The 22,428-nt window shown below is 69.2% G+C and carries 19 protein-coding genes and 1 pseudogene; 10 read left to right on the top strand and 10 right to left on the bottom strand.

Annotated elements, in window-relative coordinates; genetic code table 11:
* Nucleotides 1–9: 9 nt before the first annotated feature.
* The 3 genes from fgd to WFM69_RS01660 are packed head-to-tail and all read right to left on the bottom strand — an operon-like array spanning nucleotide 10 to nucleotide 2,809.
* Nucleotides 10–1,023: a glucose-6-phosphate dehydrogenase (coenzyme-F420) gene (gene fgd, locus WFM69_RS01670; protein WP_337001001.1), complete on the bottom strand. Its 1,014-nt coding sequence runs from the start codon at nucleotides 1,021–1,023 to the stop codon at nucleotides 10–12.
* Nucleotides 1,020–1,820 (bottom strand): coenzyme F420-0:L-glutamate ligase, encoded by an 801-nt coding sequence (gene cofE, locus WFM69_RS01665; RefSeq protein WP_337000999.1) that lies wholly within the window; start codon nucleotides 1,818–1,820, stop codon nucleotides 1,020–1,022. Before cofE ends, fgd begins: the two co-directional genes overlap by 4 nt.
* The gene (locus WFM69_RS01660; protein ID WP_337000997.1) at nucleotides 1,817–2,809 is read right to left on the bottom strand and encodes a TIGR03557 family F420-dependent LLM class oxidoreductase; all 993 of its coding nucleotides are present in this window, start codon (nucleotides 2,807–2,809) and stop codon (nucleotides 1,817–1,819) included. Before WFM69_RS01660 ends, cofE begins: the two co-directional genes overlap by 4 nt.
* 574 nt (nucleotides 2,810–3,383) lie before the next feature.
* On the opposite strand from WFM69_RS01660, the gene WFM69_RS01655 reads away from it, so the two are divergent.
* Nucleotides 3,384–4,037 (top strand): hypothetical protein, encoded by a 654-nt coding sequence (locus WFM69_RS01655; RefSeq protein WP_337000995.1) that lies wholly within the window; start codon nucleotides 3,384–3,386, stop codon nucleotides 4,035–4,037.
* A gap of 396 nt (nucleotides 4,038–4,433) precedes the next feature.
* Here WFM69_RS01655 and WFM69_RS01650 read toward each other — a convergent pair whose 3' ends face one another.
* From WFM69_RS01650 to WFM69_RS01625, 6 genes and pseudogenes are all read right to left on the bottom strand, one after another.
* Nucleotides 4,434–6,299: an ABC transporter permease gene (locus WFM69_RS01650; protein WP_337000993.1), complete on the bottom strand. Its 1,866-nt coding sequence runs from the start codon at nucleotides 6,297–6,299 to the stop codon at nucleotides 4,434–4,436.
* Nucleotides 6,300–6,301: 2 nt separating this feature from the next.
* Nucleotides 6,302–7,465 (bottom strand): ABC transporter substrate-binding protein, encoded by a 1,164-nt coding sequence (locus tag WFM69_RS01645; RefSeq protein ID WP_337000991.1) that lies wholly within the window; start codon nucleotides 7,463–7,465, stop codon nucleotides 6,302–6,304.
* 57 nt (nucleotides 7,466–7,522) lie between these two features.
* Nucleotides 7,523–8,647 carry an ABC transporter ATP-binding protein gene (locus tag WFM69_RS01640; protein ID WP_337000989.1) on the bottom strand — a complete coding sequence of 375 codons (1,125 nt, stop codon included), beginning with the start codon at nucleotides 8,645–8,647 and terminating at the stop codon, nucleotides 7,523–7,525.
* 56 nt (nucleotides 8,648–8,703) lie between these two features.
* Nucleotides 8,704–10,193 (bottom strand): annotated as a pseudogene (locus WFM69_RS01635) (DHA2 family efflux MFS transporter permease subunit).
* A gap of 97 nt (nucleotides 10,194–10,290) precedes the next feature.
* Entirely contained in the window at nucleotides 10,291–11,904 is a 1,614-nt protein-coding gene (locus tag WFM69_RS01630) for an LVIVD repeat-containing protein (protein WP_337000987.1), read from the bottom strand.
* 123 nt (nucleotides 11,905–12,027) lie between these two features.
* On the bottom strand, nucleotides 12,028–12,996 hold the full coding sequence (locus WFM69_RS01625; RefSeq protein ID WP_337000985.1) for a LysR substrate-binding domain-containing protein: 969 nt from the start codon (nucleotides 12,994–12,996) through the stop codon (nucleotides 12,028–12,030).
* An 83-nt stretch (nucleotides 12,997–13,079) separates the two neighbouring features.
* Between WFM69_RS01625 and WFM69_RS01620 the strand changes: the two genes are divergently transcribed.
* From WFM69_RS01620 to kynU, 9 genes are read left to right on the top strand one after another with little or no spacing between them, the layout of a single operon-like run.
* Nucleotides 13,080–14,588, top strand: a complete 1,509-nt coding sequence (locus WFM69_RS01620) for a 2-hydroxymuconic semialdehyde dehydrogenase (RefSeq protein WP_337000983.1) — start codon at nucleotides 13,080–13,082, stop codon at nucleotides 14,586–14,588.
* Nucleotides 14,585–15,415 (top strand): 2-keto-4-pentenoate hydratase, encoded by an 831-nt coding sequence (locus tag WFM69_RS01615; RefSeq protein WP_337000981.1) that lies wholly within the window; start codon nucleotides 14,585–14,587, stop codon nucleotides 15,413–15,415. The genes WFM69_RS01620 and WFM69_RS01615 overlap by 4 nt, the downstream gene beginning before the upstream one ends.
* Complete coding sequence (locus tag WFM69_RS01610) at nucleotides 15,412–16,350, top strand: acetaldehyde dehydrogenase (acetylating) (protein WP_337000979.1); 939 nt, start codon at nucleotides 15,412–15,414, stop codon at nucleotides 16,348–16,350. The genes WFM69_RS01615 and WFM69_RS01610 overlap by 4 nt, the downstream gene beginning before the upstream one ends.
* Complete coding sequence (dmpG, locus tag WFM69_RS01605) at nucleotides 16,347–17,378, top strand: 4-hydroxy-2-oxovalerate aldolase (RefSeq protein WP_337000977.1); 1,032 nt, start codon at nucleotides 16,347–16,349, stop codon at nucleotides 17,376–17,378. The genes WFM69_RS01610 and dmpG overlap by 4 nt, the downstream gene beginning before the upstream one ends.
* Nucleotides 17,375–18,181 (top strand): 2-keto-4-pentenoate hydratase, encoded by an 807-nt coding sequence (locus WFM69_RS01600; protein ID WP_337000975.1) that lies wholly within the window; start codon nucleotides 17,375–17,377, stop codon nucleotides 18,179–18,181. Before dmpG ends, WFM69_RS01600 begins: the two co-directional genes overlap by 4 nt.
* Nucleotides 18,178–18,642, top strand: a complete 465-nt coding sequence (locus WFM69_RS01595; RefSeq protein ID WP_337000973.1) for a RidA family protein — start codon at nucleotides 18,178–18,180, stop codon at nucleotides 18,640–18,642. The genes WFM69_RS01600 and WFM69_RS01595 overlap by 4 nt, the downstream gene beginning before the upstream one ends.
* Entirely contained in the window at nucleotides 18,639–19,175 is a 537-nt protein-coding gene (locus tag WFM69_RS01590; protein ID WP_337000971.1) for a 3-hydroxyanthranilate 3,4-dioxygenase, read from the top strand. Before WFM69_RS01595 ends, WFM69_RS01590 begins: the two co-directional genes overlap by 4 nt.
* Nucleotides 19,176–19,181: 6 nt before the next feature.
* Nucleotides 19,182–20,174, top strand: a complete 993-nt coding sequence (locus WFM69_RS01585; protein ID WP_337000969.1) for an amidohydrolase family protein — start codon at nucleotides 19,182–19,184, stop codon at nucleotides 20,172–20,174.
* Between the two features lie 28 nt (nucleotides 20,175–20,202).
* On the top strand, nucleotides 20,203–21,471 hold the full coding sequence (kynU, locus tag WFM69_RS01580) for a kynureninase (protein WP_337000967.1): 1,269 nt from the start codon (nucleotides 20,203–20,205) through the stop codon (nucleotides 21,469–21,471).
* Nucleotides 21,472–21,533: 62 nt separating this feature from the next.
* On the opposite strand, the gene WFM69_RS01575 is transcribed toward kynU, so the two are convergent.
* Nucleotides 21,534–22,265 carry a GntR family transcriptional regulator gene (locus tag WFM69_RS01575; RefSeq protein WP_337000965.1) on the bottom strand — a complete coding sequence of 244 codons (732 nt, stop codon included), beginning with the start codon at nucleotides 22,263–22,265 and terminating at the stop codon, nucleotides 21,534–21,536.
* Between the last annotated feature and the right edge of the window lie 163 nt (nucleotides 22,266–22,428).

The raw sequence follows: 22,428 nt of genomic DNA, 5'->3' as shown, positions 1-22,428 counted from the left end.
GTCTCGTCCTCAGCCGCGCAGCCGCGGCGCGATGTCGCGTTCGAAGAGCTGCAGGAACCGGCGCTGGTCGTGACCGGGCGCGTGGAAGACGAGGTGGTTGAAGCCCCAGTCGATGTACTGCTGGATCTCGGCGGCCACGGCATCCGGGTCGTTGCCGACGATCCAGCGCTTGGCGATGGTCTCCAGCGGCAGCGCATCCGCCGCCTTCTCCATCTCGACGGGATCGGTGATGTCGTGCTTCTGCTCCTTCGACAGCGACAGCGGCGACCAGAACCGGGTGTTCTCCAGTGCGGCCTCGCGCGTCTCCTCGTAGGAGAGCTTGATCTCGATCATCCGGTCGTAGCTGTCGAACGAGCGCTCGGACTGCTCCAGCCCCTCCTTCACGGCGGGCAGCAGCTGGTCGACGTAGAGTTCCTGTCCCTTGCCGGAGGTGCAGATGAAACCGTCGCCCGCGCGACCGGCGTAGCGCGCCACCATCGGTCCGCCGGCAGCGATGTAGATCGGGATGCCGCCCTCGGGGCGGTCGTAGATCGAGGCGTCGTGCGTCGAGTAGTACTCGCCGTCGAAGTTCACCCGGTCACCCGACCACAGCGCCCGCATCAGCCGCACCGACTCGCGCAGGCGCGCGTAGCGCTCCTTGAACTCGGGCCACTCCTGCTCGCCCGCTCCGCGGAATCCGGTCGCGATCTCGTTGAGCGCTTCGCCCGAGCCGACGCCGAGGATGATGCGGTCCTGGTACAGGCAACCGAGGCTCGCGAATGCCTGCGCCAGCACGGCCGGGTTGTACCGGAAGGTCGGGGTCAGCACCGAGGTGCCGATGCGGATGCTCGAGGTGCGCTCTCCGACCGCCGCCATCCACGTGAGCGAGAACGGGGCATGCCCGCCGGTGTGCCGCCACGGCTGGAAGTGGTCGCTGGCGAACACGGACTGCATGCCGTGCGCCTCCGCCGCGACCGAGATCTCGACGAGCTCCCGCGGGTCGAACTGTTCTGCGCTGGCCTTGTATCCGAGGGTCAGTGTCATGTCGCATCCTTCGTGTGTCGTTCGGTGAGGTCTGCCAGGGCGGCGGCGTAGCCGTCGCGGTACCCCTGGTCGAGTGCTTCGGCGGTGCCGAGCCAGAAGAGGTCGCGCTCCGAGGCGCGCACGATGCTCGAGGCACCGGGGAGGGTCAGGGGACCGACGAGATCGGCACGACCGCGCACCACGGCGACGGGATTGCCGCTCGCCTTGCCCTTGACGAGGTCGGACGCCGCGGCCAGCTCGTCCGCGACGCACGGGGTCGTGACGCTGAGGACCTTGCCCGCCTGGTCGGTCGTGCCGCGGAGGTCGGCGATCATGTGCACCCCGCCGCCGCCGATCGCCACGTCGGTCTGCCCTTCGCGCCAAGGGCGTCCGAGGGTGTCGCTGAGGATCACGCCCACCTCGGTACCGGTGGCGGCACGCAGCCCTGCCGCAAGCGTGCGCGCCGACCGGTCGGGGTCTTCGGGGAGCAGCAGCACCCAGCCGTCGGGGGTGTTGCTGGCGTCGACGCCGGCGGCCGCCGCGACCATGCCGAGGCGGTTCTCGACGATGCGCATGGTGTGCCCGTCGTAGGTGCGGGAGGCGACGAGGCGCACGGTCTCGGCCGTGATCGCTTCTTCGCGGTCGGCGGCCTGCACGTAGCGGTCTTCGGCCTTGGAGACGATCTTCGAGGTGACGACGAGGATGTCGCCGTCGACGAGCTCGACGCCGGTGCCGAGGATCAGCGCCACGAGGTCGTCGCCCGGGTGCACCTCGCTCATGCCGGTGAGGGCGAAGACCGTGATCGCGGGGCCGCTCATGCGTGCACCTTCGGGATCACGTCGCGACCGAAGACCTCGAGGAACTGCTTCTGGTCCGGGCTGACGTTGTGCAGGTAGATGCGGGTGAAACCGAGGTCGACGTACCGCTGGATCTGCGCTCGGTGCGCGTCAGGGTCCGCGGAGATGAGCATCGACGCCCGCAGGTCGTCGGTCGTGACCCCGCGCACCAGCTGTTCGAAGTCGTAGGGCGAGCGCACATCGCCCCGGCGCATGCGGAGTCCGGCGACCGGCCATTCGGTCAGCGCGTTCGCGAGCGCCTGCTCCTCGGTCGGCGCCCACGAGAGCCGCAGCTGGAGCACCTTCGGCAGAGTGTCGGGATTGCGCCCCGCCTCTCGCGCGCCCTCCGCGAACCGGGCGAGCAAGGGCGCGAGGCGCTCGACCTCGGCGGAGGTGGTGATCAGGCCGTCGGCGTGGCGTCCGGCGCGGCGGGCCGTGGCCGGGCCTGCAGTGGCGATGTACACGGGCGGGGCGGTGGGCGGCATGGTCCACAGCCGGGTGGACTCCATGCGGAAGTGCTCGCCGCGGTGGCGGGAGTCGCGCCCGGCGAGGGAGGCGGAGAAGAGCTTGCGGATGAGGTCGGCCGCCTCGAACATGCGGTCGATGCGCTCCGCCGGCTCGGGCCAGTAGTCGCCGACGACGTGCTCGTTGAGCGCCTCGCCCGAGCCGAGCCCGAGCCACGTGCGCCCGGGATACAGGGTCGCCAGGGTCGCGGCGGCCTGGGCGACCACGGCCGGATGCGTGCGGAAGCCCGGCGTGGTCACCCCAGGACCGAGGTCGCCGTTGGTGTGTGCGCCGATCGCGCCGAGCATGGTCCACACGTGCGCGGCGTTGCGGTGACGCGGAAGCCAGGGCTGGAAGTGGTCTGTGGCCATGATCCCGCGGAACCCGTGCGCCTCGGCGAGGACGCAGTTCTGGATCACGGCGGTGGGCTCGACCTGCTCGAGCATCGCGGCGTACCCGATGTGCATGTCGGCCTCCTCCCTGGTGCTGTCTCCATTAAATGGATACTGGATCCAAAAGTCAAGTAGTGCGTGATCGCGAGCGGTGGCGGGATCAATAGCGCGCCCCCAAGCCCGCCTGAGGGCGCGAATCTAATCCCGCCCGCGGGTCAGGGGCGGTGGTCCGGGGGGCGGTGGGTCGGCGAGCAAGGCCGCATCTGTCCACAAATGAGGTGGATATGTCCATATTCAACAAGTAAAGTTCTACATGCGAACTCTGGAAGCCAGAACTGCCGATGAAGGACGGATGGCCACAATGCGGACTCAGATGACACTCACGGACGGATCGGCTCGGACGGTTCCTCCCGCCCCGGGAGAACCCAGGCGGTTCAAGCGACGATTGTGGATTGGCGCACTCGGGGCCACCCTGGCGTTGTCACTCGCGTCGATCGGACCGGCCTATGCGTCCGATGACGACACTGAAGTATCGGCCACAGAAGTCGAGAACGCATTGTCTGGTGCGAGTTCCCTACGTGTCGAGCCTGCGGTCGATGGTTCGACCACGAGCACGGCTGCGGCCGTGGTCGACGGCGAAGGTGGGAGCGTGAGCGTTCCTCAGGACCCTTCCGATGGTGTTGAGGTCACGGCCGGCACCACGTCCGTGGCAATCGGATTGCCCGAGGCCGGCGAGGCCTCGACTGCCATCACGTCGGAGTCAGGTGCGATCATCTACCCTTCAGGAAACGGGGCCGCGAACGCTGTCGTCCCCGTCGACAACGGCGTTCAGATGCTGACCACCATCACTTCTGCCGATGCCCCGTCTTCGTTCGCATACCAGATCGACGTCCCGCGAGGCGGATCAGTCACTCTGAACCAGGACAGCACCGCTGTCATCTCCGACGTCGAGGGTAAGCCGCTGATCACGACAAGCGCTCCGTGGGCTGTGGACGCCGACGGCACCGCCGTGCCGACCCACTACGAGGTCGAGGGCACCACCCTCATCCAAGTGGTCGACCACGCCGCTGGCGACTTCAGCTACCCGATCGTGGCCGACCCCACATATTGGTGGGGTGGGAAGGAATGGTGGTCCGCATCGCGCGTCAACGTCGCCCTCGCTTCGGCCGGCGTAGCTGGATACGTCGGTATGGCGGGCCCCGCGCTCATCGTCGGGTCGGCGCTCCTTCTGTGCAATCAGGCGGGCCGAGGGATCTGGGTGTACTGGACGTGGGCGGGGCAGGCGTGGTGCAAGGGACCATGAGCGCAGCCGAGATGCCTGATCGGGATAGGCACGGAAACGCCCTGCCGCCACGGGAGAAGCTCCGCGCTCGCGCAACCCGCCTCACTTTCGCGGTGCTCACGATCAGCGTCGTGGCGGTGGCTGTCCTCCTGCAGGGGAATCCCTCTCAACCCACAGTCATGCTGGCCATCTGGCTCGGCTGCGTGGTCATCCTCTACCTGATCGAAGTGTGGGCACGGAAAGGCAGAACGCGATAGCGCGGACACCGGCCCCAGCGGATGCGTGCGGAAGCCCGCTGCCGGGATCAATAGCGCGCCCCCAAGCCCGCCTGAGGGTGCGAATCTGATCCCGCCTTGCGCGGATCAGGGGGCGGGGCGGGGGCGGGCGCGGGCTGGGGCGGGTGGGGCGGGAGGTGCGTCAGTGCTTCTGCCGCTGCACCGCCAACGTCACCGTGGCCGATCCCGCATCCGCAGGCGTCGGGGTCGCGGCGAGGTCGGGCAGACCCGCGGAGACCGACTTGCGCGCACGACCGATGGCGCGGCGGGACAGCGCCCACTGCAGTCCATACCCGATCGCGAACACCATGAGCGTGAAGATCAGCGCCATCGCCGCACCCTGATCCGGCGCATACAGCTGCGCCGACCTGGGGTTGATCATGGCGTAGATGTACATCGACAACGGACGCGACGACGGGGTCGCCAGGAACGCCGGGAGCGTGAACTCGTTCGTGCCGAGGATGAACATCTGGATCCACACGGCCATCACGGTGGGCATCAGCAGCGGTGCGATGATGCGGCGGAACCCCTCGAAGCGACTGGCACCGCTGGTGAGAGCCGCCTCCTCCAGCTCCGGACGGATCTGCAGCGTCGCACTGTACGACGAGCGATAGGCGATCGACACCCGGTACGAGTAGGCGATCACGAGCGCCAGCAGCGTGCCGGCGATCGGGATGTAGGGGTTGATCACCATGAAGGTGAGGAACATCGCGAAGCCGGCGATGGTCGCGGGGATCGCGACCGACGACGAGGCGAACAGGTCCATGGCCTTGATCCACCCGGTCTTCTTGCTCCGGGCGATGCCGTAGGCGAGCACCGTCGCGAACACGACCGCGATCGTGGCGCTGCCGCCCGCGATGAGCACCGTGCGTCCGAGCGACACCCAGAACTCCGGATCCGCGAGCACGACGCCGAAGGCGCCGAAGTCGGTCTGACTGAGCATCGCATCCCACGAGAACGCCACCGGGTAGGGGGTGATCGCCGCCCACAGCAGCGCGAGCAGCGGAAGGATGCCGGTGAGCAGCACGAACACGGCCACGAGCACCATGACCGGGATCTTCCACGGCCCCATGCGCATGGTCGAGGGCCGGAACCCCTTGCCCGACACCGACGCCCGACGCTCGGCGTTGCGCGTCGCCCTGAGGTAGATCGCGAACGCGACGGTCGTGATCACCAGGAACACGAGCCCCCACGCGGCGGCCAGACCGTACTGCGGCAGCTCGCCCGCATTGGAGCTGATGAGCGTCCAGAGCTTGAGGGCGAAGATGTTGCGCCCCGACTCCTGCCCGAACAGCAGCGGCACCTCGAGGCTGCCGAGACCCAGGATGAACGTGAGCACGGTCACGCCGAGCAGCCCCGGCCACAGCATCGGCAGGGTCACCCGGCGCAGCGTCTGCGGCCACGAAGCCCCCGACACCCGCGCCGACTCCTCGAGCGAGCCGTCCATGTTCGTCAGGATCGGCACGATCATCAGGTACGGGAAGGTGACGTTGGTGAGCGCCTGGATGAAGATCATCGTCGGGAACGCGTACGGGTCGATCGGCACGTCGCTCGCGAACGGCAGCAGGCGCAGCAGCTGGTTCAGCACGCCCGATTCGGGCGACAGCATCAGCAGGTAGGCCTGCGCCTTGACGATCGGCGGGATGATGTACGGCACGATCACGAGCACCGAGATCAGCCGACGCCACGGTGCATCGGTGCGGACGGTGACCCAGGCGAGACCGAAGGCCATCAGGAGCGTGAGCAGCGTGGAGCCGCCGACGAAGGCGCCGGTCGCGCCGAGCACGCCCCAGAAATCCTCGCGCAGCTGCCACAGGGTGACGAAGTTCTCGACACCCCATTTCGCCGACGAGACGCCGAAGGGCAGGAACGGACCACGGAACGCGGTGATCACCTGAACGATCAGCGGTACCGCGAGAAGGATGAAGATGACCGCGCCCGAGACGATCATCGCGATCGTCATCGAGGTGGGGCGCTTTCGCCCCGTGGTCCGTCCTGCCTTGAACATCGTTATCCGTTCAGCGCCTTGTCGGCGGCGTTGATCATGGCCTGCCAGTCGTCACGAGTGGCCTGCGTCTCGGTCTCGGCACCGTTCTGGAGGCCGAGGAGGAGCGCGTCGGAGTTCGTCTTCATCAGCCCGGTGGCCTCGCCGAACGTCGCCGCCGGGAGTCCGGCGAACGGCACCTGGGTGCTCGCGAAGCGCTCATCCGTCATGCGGAGTGTGATCCAGTCGGGGTCGAACGCATTCCACAGCGTCCACAGCGCCGCACCCGGCTTGTTCTTCGCGTCGGAGTTGACGCCGGAGAACTGCGCCCAGACACCCGCATGCTCGAACGGCGACACCTGCAGGGCCGGGTTCGGGTTGAACAGCGTCTGGTTCAGTGCGATCGGCACATCGCCGCTCGACAGCGGCGCACCCTGGTCCTCCAGGAGCTTCAGGTTGCCGGACGACAGCAGGTCGCCGATCAGCGAGACCATCTTGTCCTCGCCCTCAGCCATGCCGTATCCGGCGAAGACCACCGCGTTGTAGCCGGCGACCGAGACCTTGTCCTTGTACTCGGGGGCGAGCAGCCCGTCGAGCGTCTCGGGGACGGTCTGCACCTTCTCGGTGTTGTACTGCATGAGGGTGCCGTTGATGCTGTCCGGCATGAGCTCGGGGGCACCGATGGTGAGGAACTCCTTCGGCACGCCGAAGCTCGACCAGTCGACCTTCTCCCAGAAGCCCTCGTCGTACATCGCCGCCATCGAGGTGATCGAGCCGGACACCACGTCGGTGTTGCGCGATCCGGTCGCCTTGGCCGAGATGATCGCCGACGACAGGTTGTACGTGAGACCCCTGGTCTCGACCTTGATGTCGGGGAAGCGCTTGTTGAACTGCTCGATCACGTCGGGCGACAGCTCGTACCAGTCCCAGATGACCAGCGTGCCGCCATCGGCCTTCTTCGCCTCCTCGTAGAGGGCGTCGAGCTGCTTGTCGATCTCGGGCCAGTAGTCGTCGTAGAAGTTCTCGCAGCGGGTGATCGCTCCGATCTCCACGGCATCGCAGGCGGCCGATGCGGCCGCGTCGCCCTTCGGCACGCTGTCGCCATCGGCGGCGCCGCCCTGCGTCGCGCAACCGCTCAGGGCGAGCGCGAAGACCGCCGTGACGGCGACAGCTCCCAATGTTCTCTTCATGATCCGAATGTCCTCTCTGACATCAGGTGTGTGATTGCGGGTGTGGTGCGGGTTACGTCATGCAGCCAGCGCGCGGCAGGCGTGCGGGACCAGTTCGAGGAAGACCCTGCCGCCCTCGGGGGGTGTCTGAAGCGGTGCGCCGCGGCCGACGATCGTACCGACGGGGTCTCCGTCGGTGAGCACCTCGGCCTCGTACTCGACGATCTCGCCGAGGAACTCGACCCGCACGATGCGCACGGGCAGCACGTTGGGACGATCGGCCGCGGTCTCGTGCCAGCGCACGGTCTCGGGGCGGAACGTCAGGGTGACCTCGTCGCCCGCGGAGACGTCGTCGGGCACGGGCGTGCGCAGCCGGGTGCCGAGCGCTTCGACCACGGCGTCGCCGGCGCCGTCGCGGTCGACCACGACCGCGGGGAACATGTTGGCACGGCCGACGAAGTCCGCCACGAAGCGGTCGGCGGGCTGGTCGTAGAGCTCGCGGGGCGATGCCTCCTGCACGATGCGCCCGCCGTTCATCACGGCGACCCGATCCGACATCGACAGCGCCTCGGACTGGTCGTGCGTCACGTAGAGGGCGCTGATGCCGAGGCTGCGCTGCAGGCTGCGCAGCTCGTTGCGCATGGTGTCGCGCAGCTTGGCGTCGAGGTTCGACAGCGGCTCGTCGAGCAGTAGCAGCCGCGGCCGGTGCGCGAGGGCGCGGGCGAGGGCGAGTCGCTGCTGCTGGCCACCGGACAGTGCGGTGGCCGGGCGCTGCGCGAGGTGGTCGAGCTGCACGAGTTCGAGCGCTTCCATGGCGCGCTTGCGGGCCTCCTGCTTGGGCAGGCGCGACCCCGCCACCTGCAGCGGGAAGATCGCGTTGGCGAAGACGGTCATGTGCGGCCAGATCGCGTAGTTCTGGAACACCATCCCGATGTCGCGCTTGTCGGGCGAGACGTGTTCGGTACCGGTGGAGAGCACGCCGCCGTCGAGCGAGATGACGCCGCCGTTGCTCCGTTCGAGGCCCGCGACGCAGCGCAGCGTGGTCGTCTTGCCGCAGCCGGACGGACCGAGCAGCGAGTAGAACATGCCCGGCTCGATCGTGAAGGTGACGTCCTTGACCACGGGGACGGCGGCGCCGTCGAGCTCGTAGTCCTTCTTCAGGGCATCGACGACGAGTCGTCCGCCTCCGGATCTGACCGTCATCGGAGCCTTCTCCTTTTTCGTCTTTCTGGATGTTGGATCCACTGCGATCGCCGCCATCATCGTCCCTCTCTCACAACAGAACCCGCCGTCTGCGGCGCAGCCGGAGCACCCCAGGGCCGCGGCTTCTCGAAGAAGACCACGACGATCGCGCACACCGCGAAGGCGATGGCGGAGAGCAGCAGCGACTGCGCCATGGCTGTCGCCAGTCCGATCCCGTCCTGCGTCGACAACTCGCTCCCCGGGTGGATCGCCCCGGGCACGAAGCCCGTGATGTGCGCGGCCAGCGTCACGTTCATCAACACGGCCAGCAGCGCCGATCCGATCACGGATCCCATCTGCCTCGTCGTGGAGTAGACGCCGGACCCTGCGCCGGCCTGTGTGTGCGGCAGGTTGCGGGTGGCCGTCGAGGCCAGCGGACCGAACATGCCCGAGACGCCGACGCCCAACAGCGCCGAGGGAAGGAGAAGCAGCCAGAACGGGGCGTCGACCGTCATGGTCGACGCATACCAGGCCATCGCGACCGCGGAGGTGACGAAGGCGGCGAACGTCACCCACCGCGGGCCGACCCGGTCGCTCAGCTTGCCGACGAACGGTCCGAGCACGCCCGACACGACCGCCATCGGGGCGAGCATGAGGGCCGCGAGCGTCGGGTCGAGGCCGCGGGCGACCTGGAAGTAGAACGCGAGCGGAACCGGCATCGCCGTGATGCCGACGCCCACGAGGAAGATCGTGGCGTTCGCCACCGAGAAGTTGCGGTCGCGGAACAGGCTCAGCGGCATGAGCGGCTCGGCCGGGTTGACGCGCTGCCACACGACGAAGAGCACCAGCAGGATCGCCCCGGTGACGATCACCCCCCACACCGTGATCGGGCCGAACATCACCCCCAGTCGTAGACCTCGCCCTCCTGGATGCCGAACACCAGCAGGAACAGACCCGCGCCGGAGAGGAGCACACCGATCCAGTCGAACCGGTGCGGGTGCCCCTCGAGATCCGGCACCAGACGCCAGGCGACCACGAAGGCGACGATCCCGACGGGCACGTTCACGAAGAAGATCCACTCCCAGCCGACCGTGTCGGTGAGCACGCCGCCGAGGATGGGTCCGACGAGGGTGGCGAGTCCGCCGACCGCACCCCACGCGCCCATCGCCTGGCCGCGACCGCGCGGCGGGAACACCCGGGCGATGATCGCCATCGTCTGCGGCGTCATCAGTGCGGCGCCGAAGCCCTGCACCGCTCGTGCCGCGATGAGCATCTCGATGCTGCCGGAGAGCCCGCACGCGAGCGAGGCGAGCGTGAACAGCACGAGCCCTGCGAGGTAGACCCGCTTGGGGCCGAACCGATCACCGAGCCGGCCGGTGATCAACAGCGGCACCGCGTAGGCGAGCAGGTAGGCGCTCGTGACCCAGATGACCGTCGTGAGGTCGGCGTCGAAGGCCGCGAGGATGACCGGATTGGCGATCGCCACGATCGTCGTGTCGACGAGGATCATGAAGAAGCCGATGCACAGCGCCCACAGGGCCGGCCATGGCCTGACGTTCTGGTTCATGGATCGCTTTCGGGAGGGATCGGGATGCGTCGGGTACCGATCCGGTGTCCGTCCGCTCAGCCCCTTGTGTGGAGGACGGACACCGGAGTTCAGAGGGTCAGGCGTCGGCGGACGGGAGTCCCACGACCGGCTCGCCCAGCAGCGGGGTCGAGACCGCGTAGATGCCGTGGTTGGCGAACAGCCAGATCACGTTGCGGTCCCACTCCACGAAGATGCCGTGCACCGGGGCGGCGAGGTCATCGTCGTCCTTGAGACCGATCGGCGGCACGAAGTACGCGCCGACCTTCGGGTTCTCCGGGTCGCGCACGTCGAAGATCTGCAGCCCCGCGGCGTAGAACGCGTAGGGGATGACCCCGCCGTGCGGCGTGCCGGTGTTGGTGAAGTAGCCCGAGCGCTTGGGGCCGAACGACCCGCGGCGCTGCGCCCAGTCGGTGAAGGCCGCCTCTGCGGGCGGTGTGGGACGCGGAAGCGTGCGCACGACCCGGGGGTTCGTCGGGTCGGACACGTCGATCTGGTAGATCTCCTTGGCCGGCTCGTAGCAGTCCGTGTTCATCGGGTAGCCCGAGACGTAGACGTAGCCCGTCTCCTCGACCTGGGTGGTGTCGACGTTGTCACCCTCGGTGCCGGCGACGCTCACCGGGAGGTGGCACCAGCCGACGTGGTGGATGTTCGTCGGGTCGGACACGTCGAGCACGAAGAAGCCCTGACCCCCCTGGGCGGCGTAGCCGTACTTCCACCCGGACTCGACCGAGCGGGGCAGGAAGATGCCCATGCGCGAACCGAACCACGACGTCTTGTTGTTCCAGCGCTCGTTGTCGGCGAGGTACTCCGAGTCGGCTTCCTCGCCGGCACGGGAACCGGGGACCCACCACGTCGAGAGCAGCTCGGGCTTCGCCGGATCGGACACGTCGTAGGCGGCGTGACCAGCGGTCCACAGGGTGGTCTTGTACGGCTGATTGGTAAAGGTGTTGTCCGGTGCGGTCGCCACGAACAGGTACTTGTCGCCGTAGTAGACGGGCAGGTCGAGCACGCCGTTGCCCTCCTGGATCTCATCCGGCCCGTGGTTCGGGTCGGTCGAGACCTCGGTGATGAGGGTCCAGTCGCGGGGGCTGGGGCCGTTCATCTCCCAGGTGCGGAACCCGCGCAGACCCTCCCACTCCTTCAGCTGACCCTCGACCGTGTCATCGATCCACTTGTTGGCGACCCGCCCCTTGAGGAAGTACCGCGGGGTCTCGCTCGCCTGGATCGCGATGTACTTGCCGAGCTGCTGGTTCCACTGCACGGTCGTGGCGCCGAACTGCGGGCGCGGGTCGTCCCAGCCCCATTGCTCCTCATCGACGATGGTGAGGTCGCGCGGGTCGGTGATGTCGTACAGCTTCCAGTGGTTGCCGCCGCCGTAGTGCAGCATGAGGCGGCGACCATCCCAGTCGTAGATGCACTGCCACGAGTGGCTCGTGTTCACGACGATCGGGTAGAACGCCTCGGCGGTCGCGTTGAGCGTGTAGGTCTCGGGGTCGCGGTAGTCGAGCTGACCGGGCCAGTCGATGAACACGTCGCGCGGAACGGACGGCGTGTGCGCCGGCGGCAGGAAGGTGCCGTCGGGCTGCATGCCCCAGCTCGCGGGATCGGGATCGGCCGGTTCGCCCTCGACGCGCTGGAAATCCTCCGGGCGGTACTTCTTCGCATCGGGCACGTAGGGAGAGCCGGCCATGTCGCCTCCATTGGCTGAATCGGGTGAGATCGTCACGACGTCGTGTCGTCTCCTCAGATTCACCCCGCCAGAGCGATGCTGTCCAATATCCATACGGGTCAGAGCTATGACCGTATGGGCATATCAGGCGGCGGGGCGCGGCTCCGTCTGCGCGTACTCGCGTTCGAACTCCGCCAGCCGTGCTCCCTCTTCGCGCAGGTGCCCCAACAGGGCGGATGCCGCGGGCGACGGCGCCCGATCCTTGGGCAGCGTGACCCCGACGGAGCGGCGGATGGAGCTGAGGGGTGTGGGCAGGATGCGCAGTTCGCGATCGTCGACCGCGATGAACATCGGAAGCGCCGCGATCACGTCGGTCGAGATGAGCAGCGTGCGCAGCGTCAGCATCGACGTGCACTCGACGCGGTCGGGCGGGAGGGGCAGCCCCTCGTGGAAGAAGACCGCCTCGAGCTCGGCCCGCAGCGCCGTCTGCGCGACCGGGAAGATCCACGGATAGGCGATCAGCTCGGCGAGGGAGTTCGCCTTGACGCCGCCGAGCACCGGATGCCCGGCCCGCGCGACCAGCCGGATCGGTTCCTGGTGCAGGCGTTCCTGATCGAGCCGCACCGGCACCGTCGGCGATAGCCGCCCCACCGTGAGGTCGAGGTCGCCCGCGAGCAGCAGCTGCTGCAGGGTGTCGGGCGTGCCCTCGCGCACCACCACCGTGAGCCGCGGATGCTCGGCCTTGAGCGCGGCGATGGCCCGAGGCAGCAGCAGGTTCGACCCGGCGAGGTGCGTGCCGACCGTGACGGTGCCGAGCTGACCGGACTGCAGCAGCCGCACCTCCTCCCCCGCGGCCCGCAGCTCCGCGAGCACCGAGCGGGCGCGTTCGATGAACGAGACGCCGTACGGGGTGGGCTTGACCCCGCGCGGCATGCGCTCGAACAGGGGGACGCCCAGTACCTCCTCCACCTCGCGCAGGCCGCGGGTGACCACGGGCTGGGTGATGTGCAGCGACTCGGCGGCGCGCACCAGGGTGCCCTGGTCGGCGATGGCGGTGACGAGGACGAGGTGCCGGATCTTGACGCGGCCGTCGAGCAGGCGATCAGTGACCATGGTCGGGACTATAGCCGTATGGGCATGGCAGTGCATCAAGAGAGTATTTGTCGGCATCCCTCGAACCTTCTTAGCCTGAGCCCATGCCTTCCGAGACGATGACGCCTCCCCTCCGTGCCGCGGAGCCGGCGCGAGCGCCCCGCGCGATCCACAACATGATCGCCGGCGAGCGAGTGGAGGGCGTCGCGACCTTCACGAAGATCAGCCCGATCGACGGCTCCGTCATCGCCGAGGTGCACGAAGCCGGGACCGAGCAGGTCGACCGTGCGGTGGCCGCGGCCCGTGCCGCCTTCGACGGACCGTGGGGGCGCATGACGGTCGCCGAGCGCGCCCGCCTGCTGCGCGGGGTCGCCGACGCGATCGACCGCCGTGCCGACGAGCTCGTGGCGGCCGAGGTGGGCGACACCGGAAAGCCCGAGGCCCTCGCCCGCGACCTCGACGTGGCCCGTGCTGCCGCGAACTTCCGCTCCTTCGCCGACACCGTCTCGACGGCCGGACTCGACTCGTTCCTCACCGAACTGCCCGACGGCCGCCGCGCGCTGAACTACGCGGTGCGCAAGCCGCTCGGCGTGGTCGCGGTGATCGTGCCGTGGAACCTGCCGCTCCTGCTGCTCACGTGGAAGCTCGCTCCGGCTCTCGCCACCGGCAACACGGTCGTCATCAAGCCCTCGGAGGAGACCCCGTCGTCGGCCACGCTGCTGGCCGAGATCCTCGCCGAGGCGGGAGTGCCGGCCGGTGTCGTGAACGTCGTGCACGGTTTCGGCGCCGACTCCGCGGGCGAGGCGCTCACGACGCACCCGGGCATCGACGGCGTCACGTTCACGGGCGAATCGTCCACCGGGTCCGCCATCATGCGGGCGGTCGCCCCGCGCGTGCGACCGGTCTCGTTCGAGCTGGGCGGCAAGAACGCGGCACTCGTGTTCGCGGATGCCGACCTCGACGCGGCCGTCGCCGGGCTCGCCCGCTCCACCTATCTGAACACCGGCCAGGTGTGCCTGTGCACCGAGCGCATCTACGTCGAGCGCTCCGTGTTCGACGATGTCGCGGCGGGTCTCGCCGAGCACGCCGCACGCCTGCGCCTCGGCCGCCCCGAAGACCCGGCGACGACCACCGGACCCCTCATCTCGCAGGCCCACCGCGAGAAGGTCCTGTCGTACTTCGACCTCGCCGCGTCGGAGGGCGCGACCGTGCTCGCCGGCGGCGGCATCCCCACGCTCGGCGGCGGTCTCGACGGCGGCTCCTGGATCGAACCCACCCTGTGGACCGGCCTCGACAACAGCCACCGCACCGTGCGCGAAGAGGTGTTCGGCCCGGTCGCCGCCCTCATCCCCTTCGACACCGAGGAGGAGGCGATCGCGCTGGCGAACGACACCGACTACGGCCTCGCCGCCGTGACCTGGACCACCGACCTCACCCGCGGACACCGTGTGGCACAGCAGATGCGCACCGGGATGTCGTGGGTCAACACCTGGTACCTGCGCGACCTGCGCAGCCCGTTCGGCGGAGTCGGGCTCTCCGGCATCGGCCGCGAGGGCGGTCACCACTCGCTCGAGTTCTACACCGAGCCGACGAACGTGTGCGTGCAGCTGTGACCGGCATCCCCGACTCCGACGCCATCCGCACCGCGGACGAGCGCCTGCGTGCGGCGACCGCATCGGGTCGGCCGTGCGCACCGGTGCGCGACCTGCTCGGGGAGACGGATCAGGACGCGGCCTACGCGGTGCAGTCGCTCGGCATCGCCCGACGGCTCGACGACGGCCGCCGCGTCGTCGGGCGCAAGATCGGTCTCACCTCTCCCGTGGTGCAGACACAGCTCGGCGTGGACAGCCCCGACTACGGGGTGCTGCTCGACGACATGATGCACGCCGACCGCGAGCCGATCGACCTCGCGCGCTTCCTGCAGCCGCGCGCCGAGGCCGAGGTCGCCTTCGTGCTCGGCAGCGACCTCGACTCCCCCACCACGCACGTGGCCGACGTCATCCGTGCCACGGCGTTCGTGCTCCCGGCGATCGAGATCGTCGACTCGCGCGTCGCCGGATGGGACATCCGCATCACCGACACCATCGCCGACAACGCCTCCAGTGGAGCCGTCGTGCTCGGCACCACCCCGCGACGCCTCGACGGGTTCGACCTGACCGAGGTGGGCATGACCCTCGACCGCGACGGCCGCCCGGTGTCGACGGGCTCGGGCGCCGCGTGCCTGGGCAGCCCGGTGATCGCGGTGGCCTGGCTGGCGCGCGAGGTGGCTCGACGCGGGCAGCCGCTGCGGGCGGGCGAGGTCATCCTGTCCGGCGCGCTCGGCCCCATGGTCGATGCGACCGCCGGCGTGTATCGGGCCCGACTCGACGGCCTCGGCGAGGTGCGCGCGGACTTCTTCGGCGCGGCATCCGGTACTTCGACGGAAGGAGCCGCGGCATGACCGTCGGCATCGCCATCATCGGCTCCGGCAACATCGGGACCGACCTGCTCATCAAGGTCAAACGGCTCTCCACCACGCTGCACGTCGTCGCGATGGCCGGCATCGACGAGCAGTCCGACGGGCTCGCCCGCGCGCGACGGCTCGGTGTCGCCACGACCCACGAGGGCGTGGACGGACTGATCGCGATGCCCGAGTTCGCCGACGTCGAGCTCGTCTTCGACGCGACCTCGGCCGGCGCCCACGCCCGCAACGACGCGCTCGTGCGCAACGCCGGACGCCTCATGGTCGACCTGACCCCCGCCGCGATCGGCCCCTACGTCGTGCCGGTCGTGAACCTCGACGCGCACCTCGATGCGACGAACGTGAACATGGTGACGTGCGGCGGCCAGGCCACGGTGCCGATGGTGGCCGCGGTGTCGCGGGTCGCCCCGGTCGCCTATGCCGAGATCGTCGCGTCGATCGCCTCGAAGTCCGCCGGCCCTGGAACACGGGCCAACATCGACGAGTTCACCGAGACCACCGCACGGGCGCTGGAGGTGATCGGCGGCGCCGACCACGGCAAGGCCATCATCGTGCTCAACCCCGCCGACCCGCCGCTCATCATGCGCGACACCGTGTTCTGCCTGGTCGAGGGCGACCCCGAGCAGTTGGATCGCGAGGCCGTCAGCGCCTCGGTGGCCGACATGGTCGCCGACGTGCAGGCGTACGTCGGCGGGTACCGCCTCAAGCAGCAGGTGCAGTTCGACGCGGTCGACGAGGCCTTCGTGCCCGCACTCGACCGGCCGTTCCGCGGCACGCGCGTGACCGTGCTGCTGGAGGTGGCGGGCGCCGGGCACTATCTTCCGGAGTACGCGGGCAATCTCGACATCATGACCTCGGCCGCCCTGCGCACGGCCGAACGTCTCGTCGCCGAACGGACGGGGGTTCCCGCATGAGCACCACTGAGCGCGTGTACGTGCAGGACGTCACTCTCCGCGACGGCATGCACGCCATCGGCCACGGCTACACGACCGAGCAGGTGCAGGACATCGCCCGTGCTCTCGAGGCGGCGGGCGTCGACGCGATCGAGGTCGCGCACGGCGACGGCCTCGGCGGTTCGAGCGTCGCCTACGGACAGGGGGCGCACACCGACTGGCAGTGGATCGAGGCGGCGGCCGAGGTGCTCGACCGCGCCGTGCTGACCACGTTGATCCTGCCGGGCATCGGCACGATCGACGACCTCTCCCGTGCCCGCGACCTCGGCGTCGCGAGCGTGCGGGTGGCGACGCACTGCACCGAGGCCGACGTCGCGATCCAGCACATCACGTGGGCGCGGGAGCACGGCATGGATGTCTCCGGCTTCCTGATGATGAGCCACCTGAACGATCCGCGCGGGCTCGCCGAGCAGGCGAAGATCATGGAGGCGGCGGGCGCGCACTGCGTGTACGTCACCGACTCCGGAGGGCGTCTCACGATGCGCGACGTCGCCGACCGCGTCGACGCCTACCGCGAGGTGCTCCACCCCGACACGCAGATCGGCATCCACGCGCACGAGAACCTGTCGCTGAGCGTCGCCAACAGCGTCACGGCCATCGAGCACGGCGTGTACCGGGTCGACGCCTCGCTCGCCGGCCAGGGTGCCGGGGCGGGCAACTGCCCCATCGAGGCGTTCATCGCGGTGGCCGACCTGCTCGGCTGGGAGCACGGCTGCGACCTGTTCGCGCTGCAGGATGCCGCGGAGGAGCTGGTGCGTCCGCTGCAGCGCCGTCCGGTGCGGGTCGACCGCGAGACGCTCACGCTCGGCTACGCGGGCGTGTACTCGAGCTTCCTGCTGCACGCCGAGCGCGCGGCCGAGAAGCACGACCTCGACGCCCGCGACATCCTCGTCGAGCTCGGTCGCCGCCGCATGGTGGGCGGTCAGGAGGACATGATCGTCGATGTCGCGCTCGACCTCGTCGCCGCCCGCGCGGGGGTGCCGGCATGACCGCCGATGCCGTGTTCGCCGCGGCGCTCGACACCGCACAGCGCACCGCCACCGCCATCAGCCAGCTCTCCGACGACGACCAGCTGAGCCTCGACACCGCCTACGCCACGCAGCACGCGCTCATCGCCCGTCGACTGGCCCGCGGCGAGCGCGTCAGCGGTCTCAAGCTCGGCTTCACGAGTCAGGCGAAGGCGCAGCAGATGGGCGTGCACGATGTCATCATCGGCACCCTCACCGATGCGATGCGCCTCGACGACGGCGCCGAGTTCGACCGACGCTCCGCCATCCACCCGCGCATCGAGCCCGAGGTCGCCTACCTCCTCGCGGCAGACCTCGACGGATCCGCGGGCGATCGGCCGCTGTCCGAGGTCGTCGCCGCTGTGGCTCCGGCACTGGAGATCATCGACTCGCGGTACCGCGACTTCCGCTTCAGCCTCTCCGACGTCGTGGCCGACAACACCTCGGCCGCCGCGTATGCGACCGGACCGTGGACCCCGTTCGACCGTGCGGGTGCGCTCGACAACCGCGCGGTGCGGCTCGAGGTCGACGGCAGGGTCACCGCCACGGGCTCCACCGCCGCGATCCTCGGCGACCCCGGTCGCGCGATCGCCGCAGCCGCCCGACTCGCCGCCCGCCATGGGTTCACGCTGCGTGCGGGCTCGGTACTTCTCGCCGGAGCCGCGACCGCCGCCGTCCCGCTGCCCGACAACGGCATGGTCGAGGCGACCGTCGCCGGGCTCGGACGCGTCGGCATCCGCACGCACGACGGGGCGCAGAGCCGCACCCAGGAGGGAGCACGATGACCGAATCCCGCGGCATCCTCGTCGAGGGCAAAGCCACGCCCCGAGGCCGTTTCCCGCATGCGAAGGTCTCCGGCGACCTGGTGTTCGTCTCGGGCACGTCGAGCCGGCGCCCCGACAACACGATCGCGGGCGCCGAGGTCGACGAGTTCGGTGCCACGCGTCTCGACATCGCGGTGCAGACCCGCGCGGTCATCGAGAACATCCGCGCGGTGCTCGCCGCCGCCGGGTGCACGCTCGACGACCTCGTGCAGGCGACCAGCTTCCTCGTCGACATGAACGACTTCGCCGCGTACAACGCCGTGTGGGCCGAGTTCTTCGACGAACAGGGTCCCGCGCGCACCACGGTCGCCGTGCACGCCCTGCCGCATCCGCACCTGCGCATCGAGATCCAGGCGATCGCACGCCGACCAGCAACGACCACCGACCGCACCACCGCTGCCACTCTCGAGGAGGAGAAATGAGCACCACCGCACCCACCATCCCACCCGTCATCGATTTCCCCGCATGGATCAAGGAGAACGAGCATCTCCTGAAGCCGCCGGTCAACAACAAGGCCGCGTGGACGCCCATGGGCGACTTCATCGTGCAGGTCGTCGGCGGCCCGAACCAGCGCACCGACTTCCACTTCGACCCGTACGAGGAGTGGTTCTACCAGTACCGCGGCAACATGCACGTGAACATCCAGACGCCCGAGGGCCTGCGCCGCATCGACATCCGCGAGGGCGAGATGTGGCTGCTCCCCGGCAACGTGTTCCACTCCCCGCAGCGTCCGGAGGAGGGCTCGATCGGCATCGTGATCGAGCGCATCCGTGAAGAGGGCACGCTGGAGAAGTTCGCCTGGTTCTGCCCGAACTGCAACGCCAAGGTGCACGAGGTCGAGCTGCAGGTGCGCGACATCGTCGAGGATCTCCCGCCCGTGTTCCGTGACTTCTACGAGAGCGAAGAGGGACGCACCTGCCCCGAGTGCGGCGCCGTCCACCCCGGCAAGGGCTGAGCCCCCTTGGGCACGATCGACGTCCACACGCACTTCGTGCCGAACGCCTGGCCCGACCTGTCATCGCAGGTCGGGCCGGGTGTCTGGCCGACGCTGCGCGTGGACTCCGCGCGCGAGGCGATGATCATGCTCGGCGAGACCGAGTTCCGTCGCATCGGCGCCGACTGCTGGGATGCCTCCGTGCGCCTGGCCGACATGGATGCCGACGGCGTCGAGATGCAGGTCGTCTCCCCCACGCCCGTGTTCTTCTCCTACGACAAGTCCGGCGATGAGGCGGTCAAGGTCGCCCGCATCTTCAACGACCTCGCTCTGGAGATCTGCGCGCCCGCGCCCGATCGGCTGATCCCGTTCGCGCAGGTGCCGTTGCAGGATCCGGATGCCGCGTGCGTCGAGGCCGACCGGGCCATCGCCTCGGGTCACGCCGGCGTCGAGATCGGCAACCACGTCGGCGATCGCGACCTCGACGACGTGGGCACGGTCACCTTCCTGCAGCACTGCGCCGAGCGCGGCATCCCCGTGTTCGTGCACCCGTGGGACATGGCCGGCTCGCCGCGGCTCGACCGCTGGATGGCGCGCTGGCTCACGGGCATGCCCGCCGAGACGCACCTGTCGATCATCGCGATGATCCTCGGCGGTGTCTTCGATCGGGTGCCGTCGACCCTCCGTCTGGCCTTCGCCCACGGCGGCGGATCGTTCGCGTTCTGGCTGGGCCGGTTCGAGAACGCGTGGCGGCAGCGCCCCGACCTGATCGGCGTGAGCGAGCATCCGCCGTCCGCCTATCTCGATCGCTTCAGCGTCGACAGCGTCGTCTTCGATCCGGTCGCCCTGCGGGTGCTGGTCGAGACCCTCGGCGCCTCGCAGGTCATGGTCGGCAGCGACTACCCCTACCCTCTGGGCGAGCGGCCGGTCGGCAGCGTGGTCGACCGCGCCGAATTCCTCGACGAGGCGCAGAAGAGCGCCATCCGCCGCGACAACGCCCTGCGCTTCCTGGGGCGCTGACCCCGCACGACACGAACGGACCCGCCTGATGAGTTCCCCTGCCCTTCGCACCGCCATCGACCGTGCCACCTGCACGGCCCTCGAGAGCGACCCGCTCGCCCCCCTGCGCGACCGCTTCGTGCTGCCGGAGGGGGTGATCTATCTCGACGGCAACTCGCTGGGCGCGCTCCCCCGGCACACCGAGGCTCATGTGCAGCGCGTCATCACCGAGGAGTGGGGCACGGGGCTCATCCGCAGTTGGAACGATGCCGGCTGGTTCGCGAAGCCCCGCACCATCGGCGACCGCATCGCCCCGCTGATCGGCGCCGCCGCCGGCGAGACGGTGCTCGGCGACTCGACCTCGGCGAGCCTGTTCCAAGCGGTGGTCGCTGCGGTCCGGCTGCGGCCCGGTCGGCGGGTGATCGTCGCGGAGCGCGGCAACTTCCCCACCGACCTCTACATGATCGAGGCCGTGCAGGAGCTGCTCGGCGGAGGGACTCCCCTGGAGCGCCGGCTCATCTCGGACGACGGTCCCACCCTCGACGACGTGCTCGACGACCACGTCGCGGTGGTCGTGCTCACCCAGGTCGACTACCGCACCGGCCGGATGCACGACATGGCCGAGGTCACCCGCAAGGTGCATGCGGCCGGCGCCCTCGTGGTCTGGGACCTGTGCCACAGCGTCGGCGCTCTGCCGATCGACCTGAACGGCGCACAGGCCGACTTCGCGGTCGGCTGCACCTACAAGTACCTCAACGGCGGTCCCGGCTCGCCGTCGTTCATCTGGGCAGCGACCCGGCATCACGAGGCGCGTCCGGCGCTCACGGGGTGGCACGGGCATGCCCGGCCGTTCGACTTCACGGTGGACTATGCCCCCGCCGCGGGCATCGAGCGGTTCCGCGTCGGCACCCCGCAGCTGTTGTCGGTGGCGGGCCTGGAGGCGAGCCTCGACATCTGGGACGACGTCGATCTGGACCTCGTCCGTGAGAAGAGCCTGCGCCTGACCGAGCTCTTCATGTCGCTGGTCGACACGCGCCTCACTCCGCGCTGGGGCATCGAGCCGGTCACGCCCCGGGAGTCTGCGCGTCGCGGAAGCCAGGTGTCGCTCCGTCACGAGGACGGCTATGCGGTGATGCAGGCGCTGATCGAGCGCGGCGTGATCGGGGACTTCCGCGCTCCCGACCTCATCCGCTTCGGGTTCACTCCCCTCTATACGTCCTACACCGACGTGTGGGATGCGGTGGATGCGCTGGAAGACGTGCTGCACAGCGAGATCTGGCGCGAGCCGCGCTTCGCCCGTCGCGGCACCGTCACCTGATCCACCGAGACGACGAGGGGGACCGGCGAGCGATCGCCGGTCCCCCTTCTCGTGCCGTCGTGTCAGCTGCCGTCGCCGGCGGCCTCGGTCGCCGCAGCGTCGAGCAGGGCGATCACGCCGTCGCGCACGTGGTCCAGGTGCGATTCGAGCACCTGCAGGGCCTCATCCGTGTCGCCGCCGGCGACCGCGTCGATGAGCTCGCCGTGCGAGTGGTCGTGCTCCGCGGGAGAGACCAGACGCCACCCGAGCACGTAGCGACCGAGCTTCAGCCGCAGCTGCTCGATCATCTCCCACATCACCGGACGGGCCTGCGCGTCGTACAGCGTCGCGTAGAACTCGGTGCGCGCCTCGACGAACTCGCCGCCCTCGGAGATGTCGTCGGCGGTCTTCGCGAGCTCGCGCAGCCGGGTGATCCGTTCGGGGGTGATCTCCGCCATCGCCAGGCGCAGCGCGTCCTTCTCGAGCAGCGTGCGCAGGTGGTAGACCTCGGTCGCCTCCTCGACGGAGAGGGCGCGCACCATCGCGCCGCGACGGGCGTGGAAGATCACGAGGCCGTCGGCTTCGAGCTGGATCAGGGCCGAACGGATCGGCAGCCGCGAGATGCCGATGGATTCCGCCAGCGTCTCCTGCCGCAGCTTCATGCCCGGGGGCAGGGTGCCGTCGAGGATCGCGTCCCGGATGATGTCGTACGCCATCGCGCCCACCGACCGGTATCCGGCTCCGTGTCGCTGCGCGAGCTTCTGCAGAGCCTCGGCCCGTTCCTTGGGCGACGCGGCGTTCCCTGTTTGCACCATGGGAGCGAGAGTATCGGATGATCGCCGCGAACTCTGCATTCTGGATCCAAAAACTGTCTCCCCCCATGGGAGGAGGTGGTTCAGTCCCGAGGAGGATGCCCCGCCCCGACCGATCGGCGAGGCTCGAAAGCGTCGATTGTGTCGCCGAAGCTCAGTCGCATCT

This window comes from Microbacterium sp. LB12 (assembly GCF_037150835.1).
Lineage (GTDB): Bacteria > Actinomycetota > Actinomycetes > Actinomycetales > Microbacteriaceae > Microbacterium.
This window is presented reverse-complemented; position numbering and strand designations above follow the sequence as displayed.

What these genes read in the sequence shown, in the direction of transcription:
- fgd (WP_337001001.1), bottom strand. Translation starts at nt 1,023, where the DNA reads ATGACACTGACCCTCGGATACAAGGCCAGCGCAGAACAGTTCGACCCG.
- cofE (WP_337000999.1), bottom strand. Translation starts at nt 1,820, where the DNA reads ATGAGCGGCCCCGCGATCACGGTCTTCGCCCTCACCGGCATGAGCGAG.
- WFM69_RS01660 (WP_337000997.1), bottom strand. Translation starts at nt 2,809, where the DNA reads ATGCACATCGGGTACGCCGCGATGCTCGAGCAGGTCGAGCCCACCGCC.
- WFM69_RS01650 (WP_337000993.1), bottom strand. Translation starts at nt 6,299, where the DNA reads ATGTTCAAGGCAGGACGGACCACGGGGCGAAAGCGCCCCACCTCGATG.
- WFM69_RS01645 (WP_337000991.1), bottom strand. Translation starts at nt 7,465, where the DNA reads ATGAAGAGAACATTGGGAGCTGTCGCCGTCACGGCGGTCTTCGCGCTC.
- WFM69_RS01640 (WP_337000989.1), bottom strand. Translation starts at nt 8,647, where the DNA reads ATGACGGTCAGATCCGGAGGCGGACGACTCGTCGTCGATGCCCTGAAG.
- WFM69_RS01630 (WP_337000987.1), bottom strand. Translation starts at nt 11,904, where the DNA reads ATGGCCGGCTCTCCCTACGTGCCCGATGCGAAGAAGTACCGCCCGGAG.
- WFM69_RS01625 (WP_337000985.1), bottom strand. Translation starts at nt 12,996, where the DNA reads ATGGTCACTGATCGCCTGCTCGACGGCCGCGTCAAGATCCGGCACCTC.
- WFM69_RS01620 (WP_337000983.1), top strand. Translation starts at nt 13,080, where the DNA reads ATGCCTTCCGAGACGATGACGCCTCCCCTCCGTGCCGCGGAGCCGGCG.
- WFM69_RS01610 (WP_337000979.1), top strand. Translation starts at nt 15,412, where the DNA reads ATGACCGTCGGCATCGCCATCATCGGCTCCGGCAACATCGGGACCGAC.
- dmpG (WP_337000977.1), top strand. Translation starts at nt 16,347, where the DNA reads ATGAGCACCACTGAGCGCGTGTACGTGCAGGACGTCACTCTCCGCGAC.
- WFM69_RS01600 (WP_337000975.1), top strand. Translation starts at nt 17,375, where the DNA reads ATGACCGCCGATGCCGTGTTCGCCGCGGCGCTCGACACCGCACAGCGC.
- WFM69_RS01595 (WP_337000973.1), top strand. Translation starts at nt 18,178, where the DNA reads ATGACCGAATCCCGCGGCATCCTCGTCGAGGGCAAAGCCACGCCCCGA.
- WFM69_RS01590 (WP_337000971.1), top strand. Translation starts at nt 18,639, where the DNA reads ATGAGCACCACCGCACCCACCATCCCACCCGTCATCGATTTCCCCGCA.
- kynU (WP_337000967.1), top strand. Translation starts at nt 20,203, where the DNA reads ATGAGTTCCCCTGCCCTTCGCACCGCCATCGACCGTGCCACCTGCACG.
- WFM69_RS01575 (WP_337000965.1), bottom strand. Translation starts at nt 22,265, where the DNA reads ATGGTGCAAACAGGGAACGCCGCGTCGCCCAAGGAACGGGCCGAGGCT.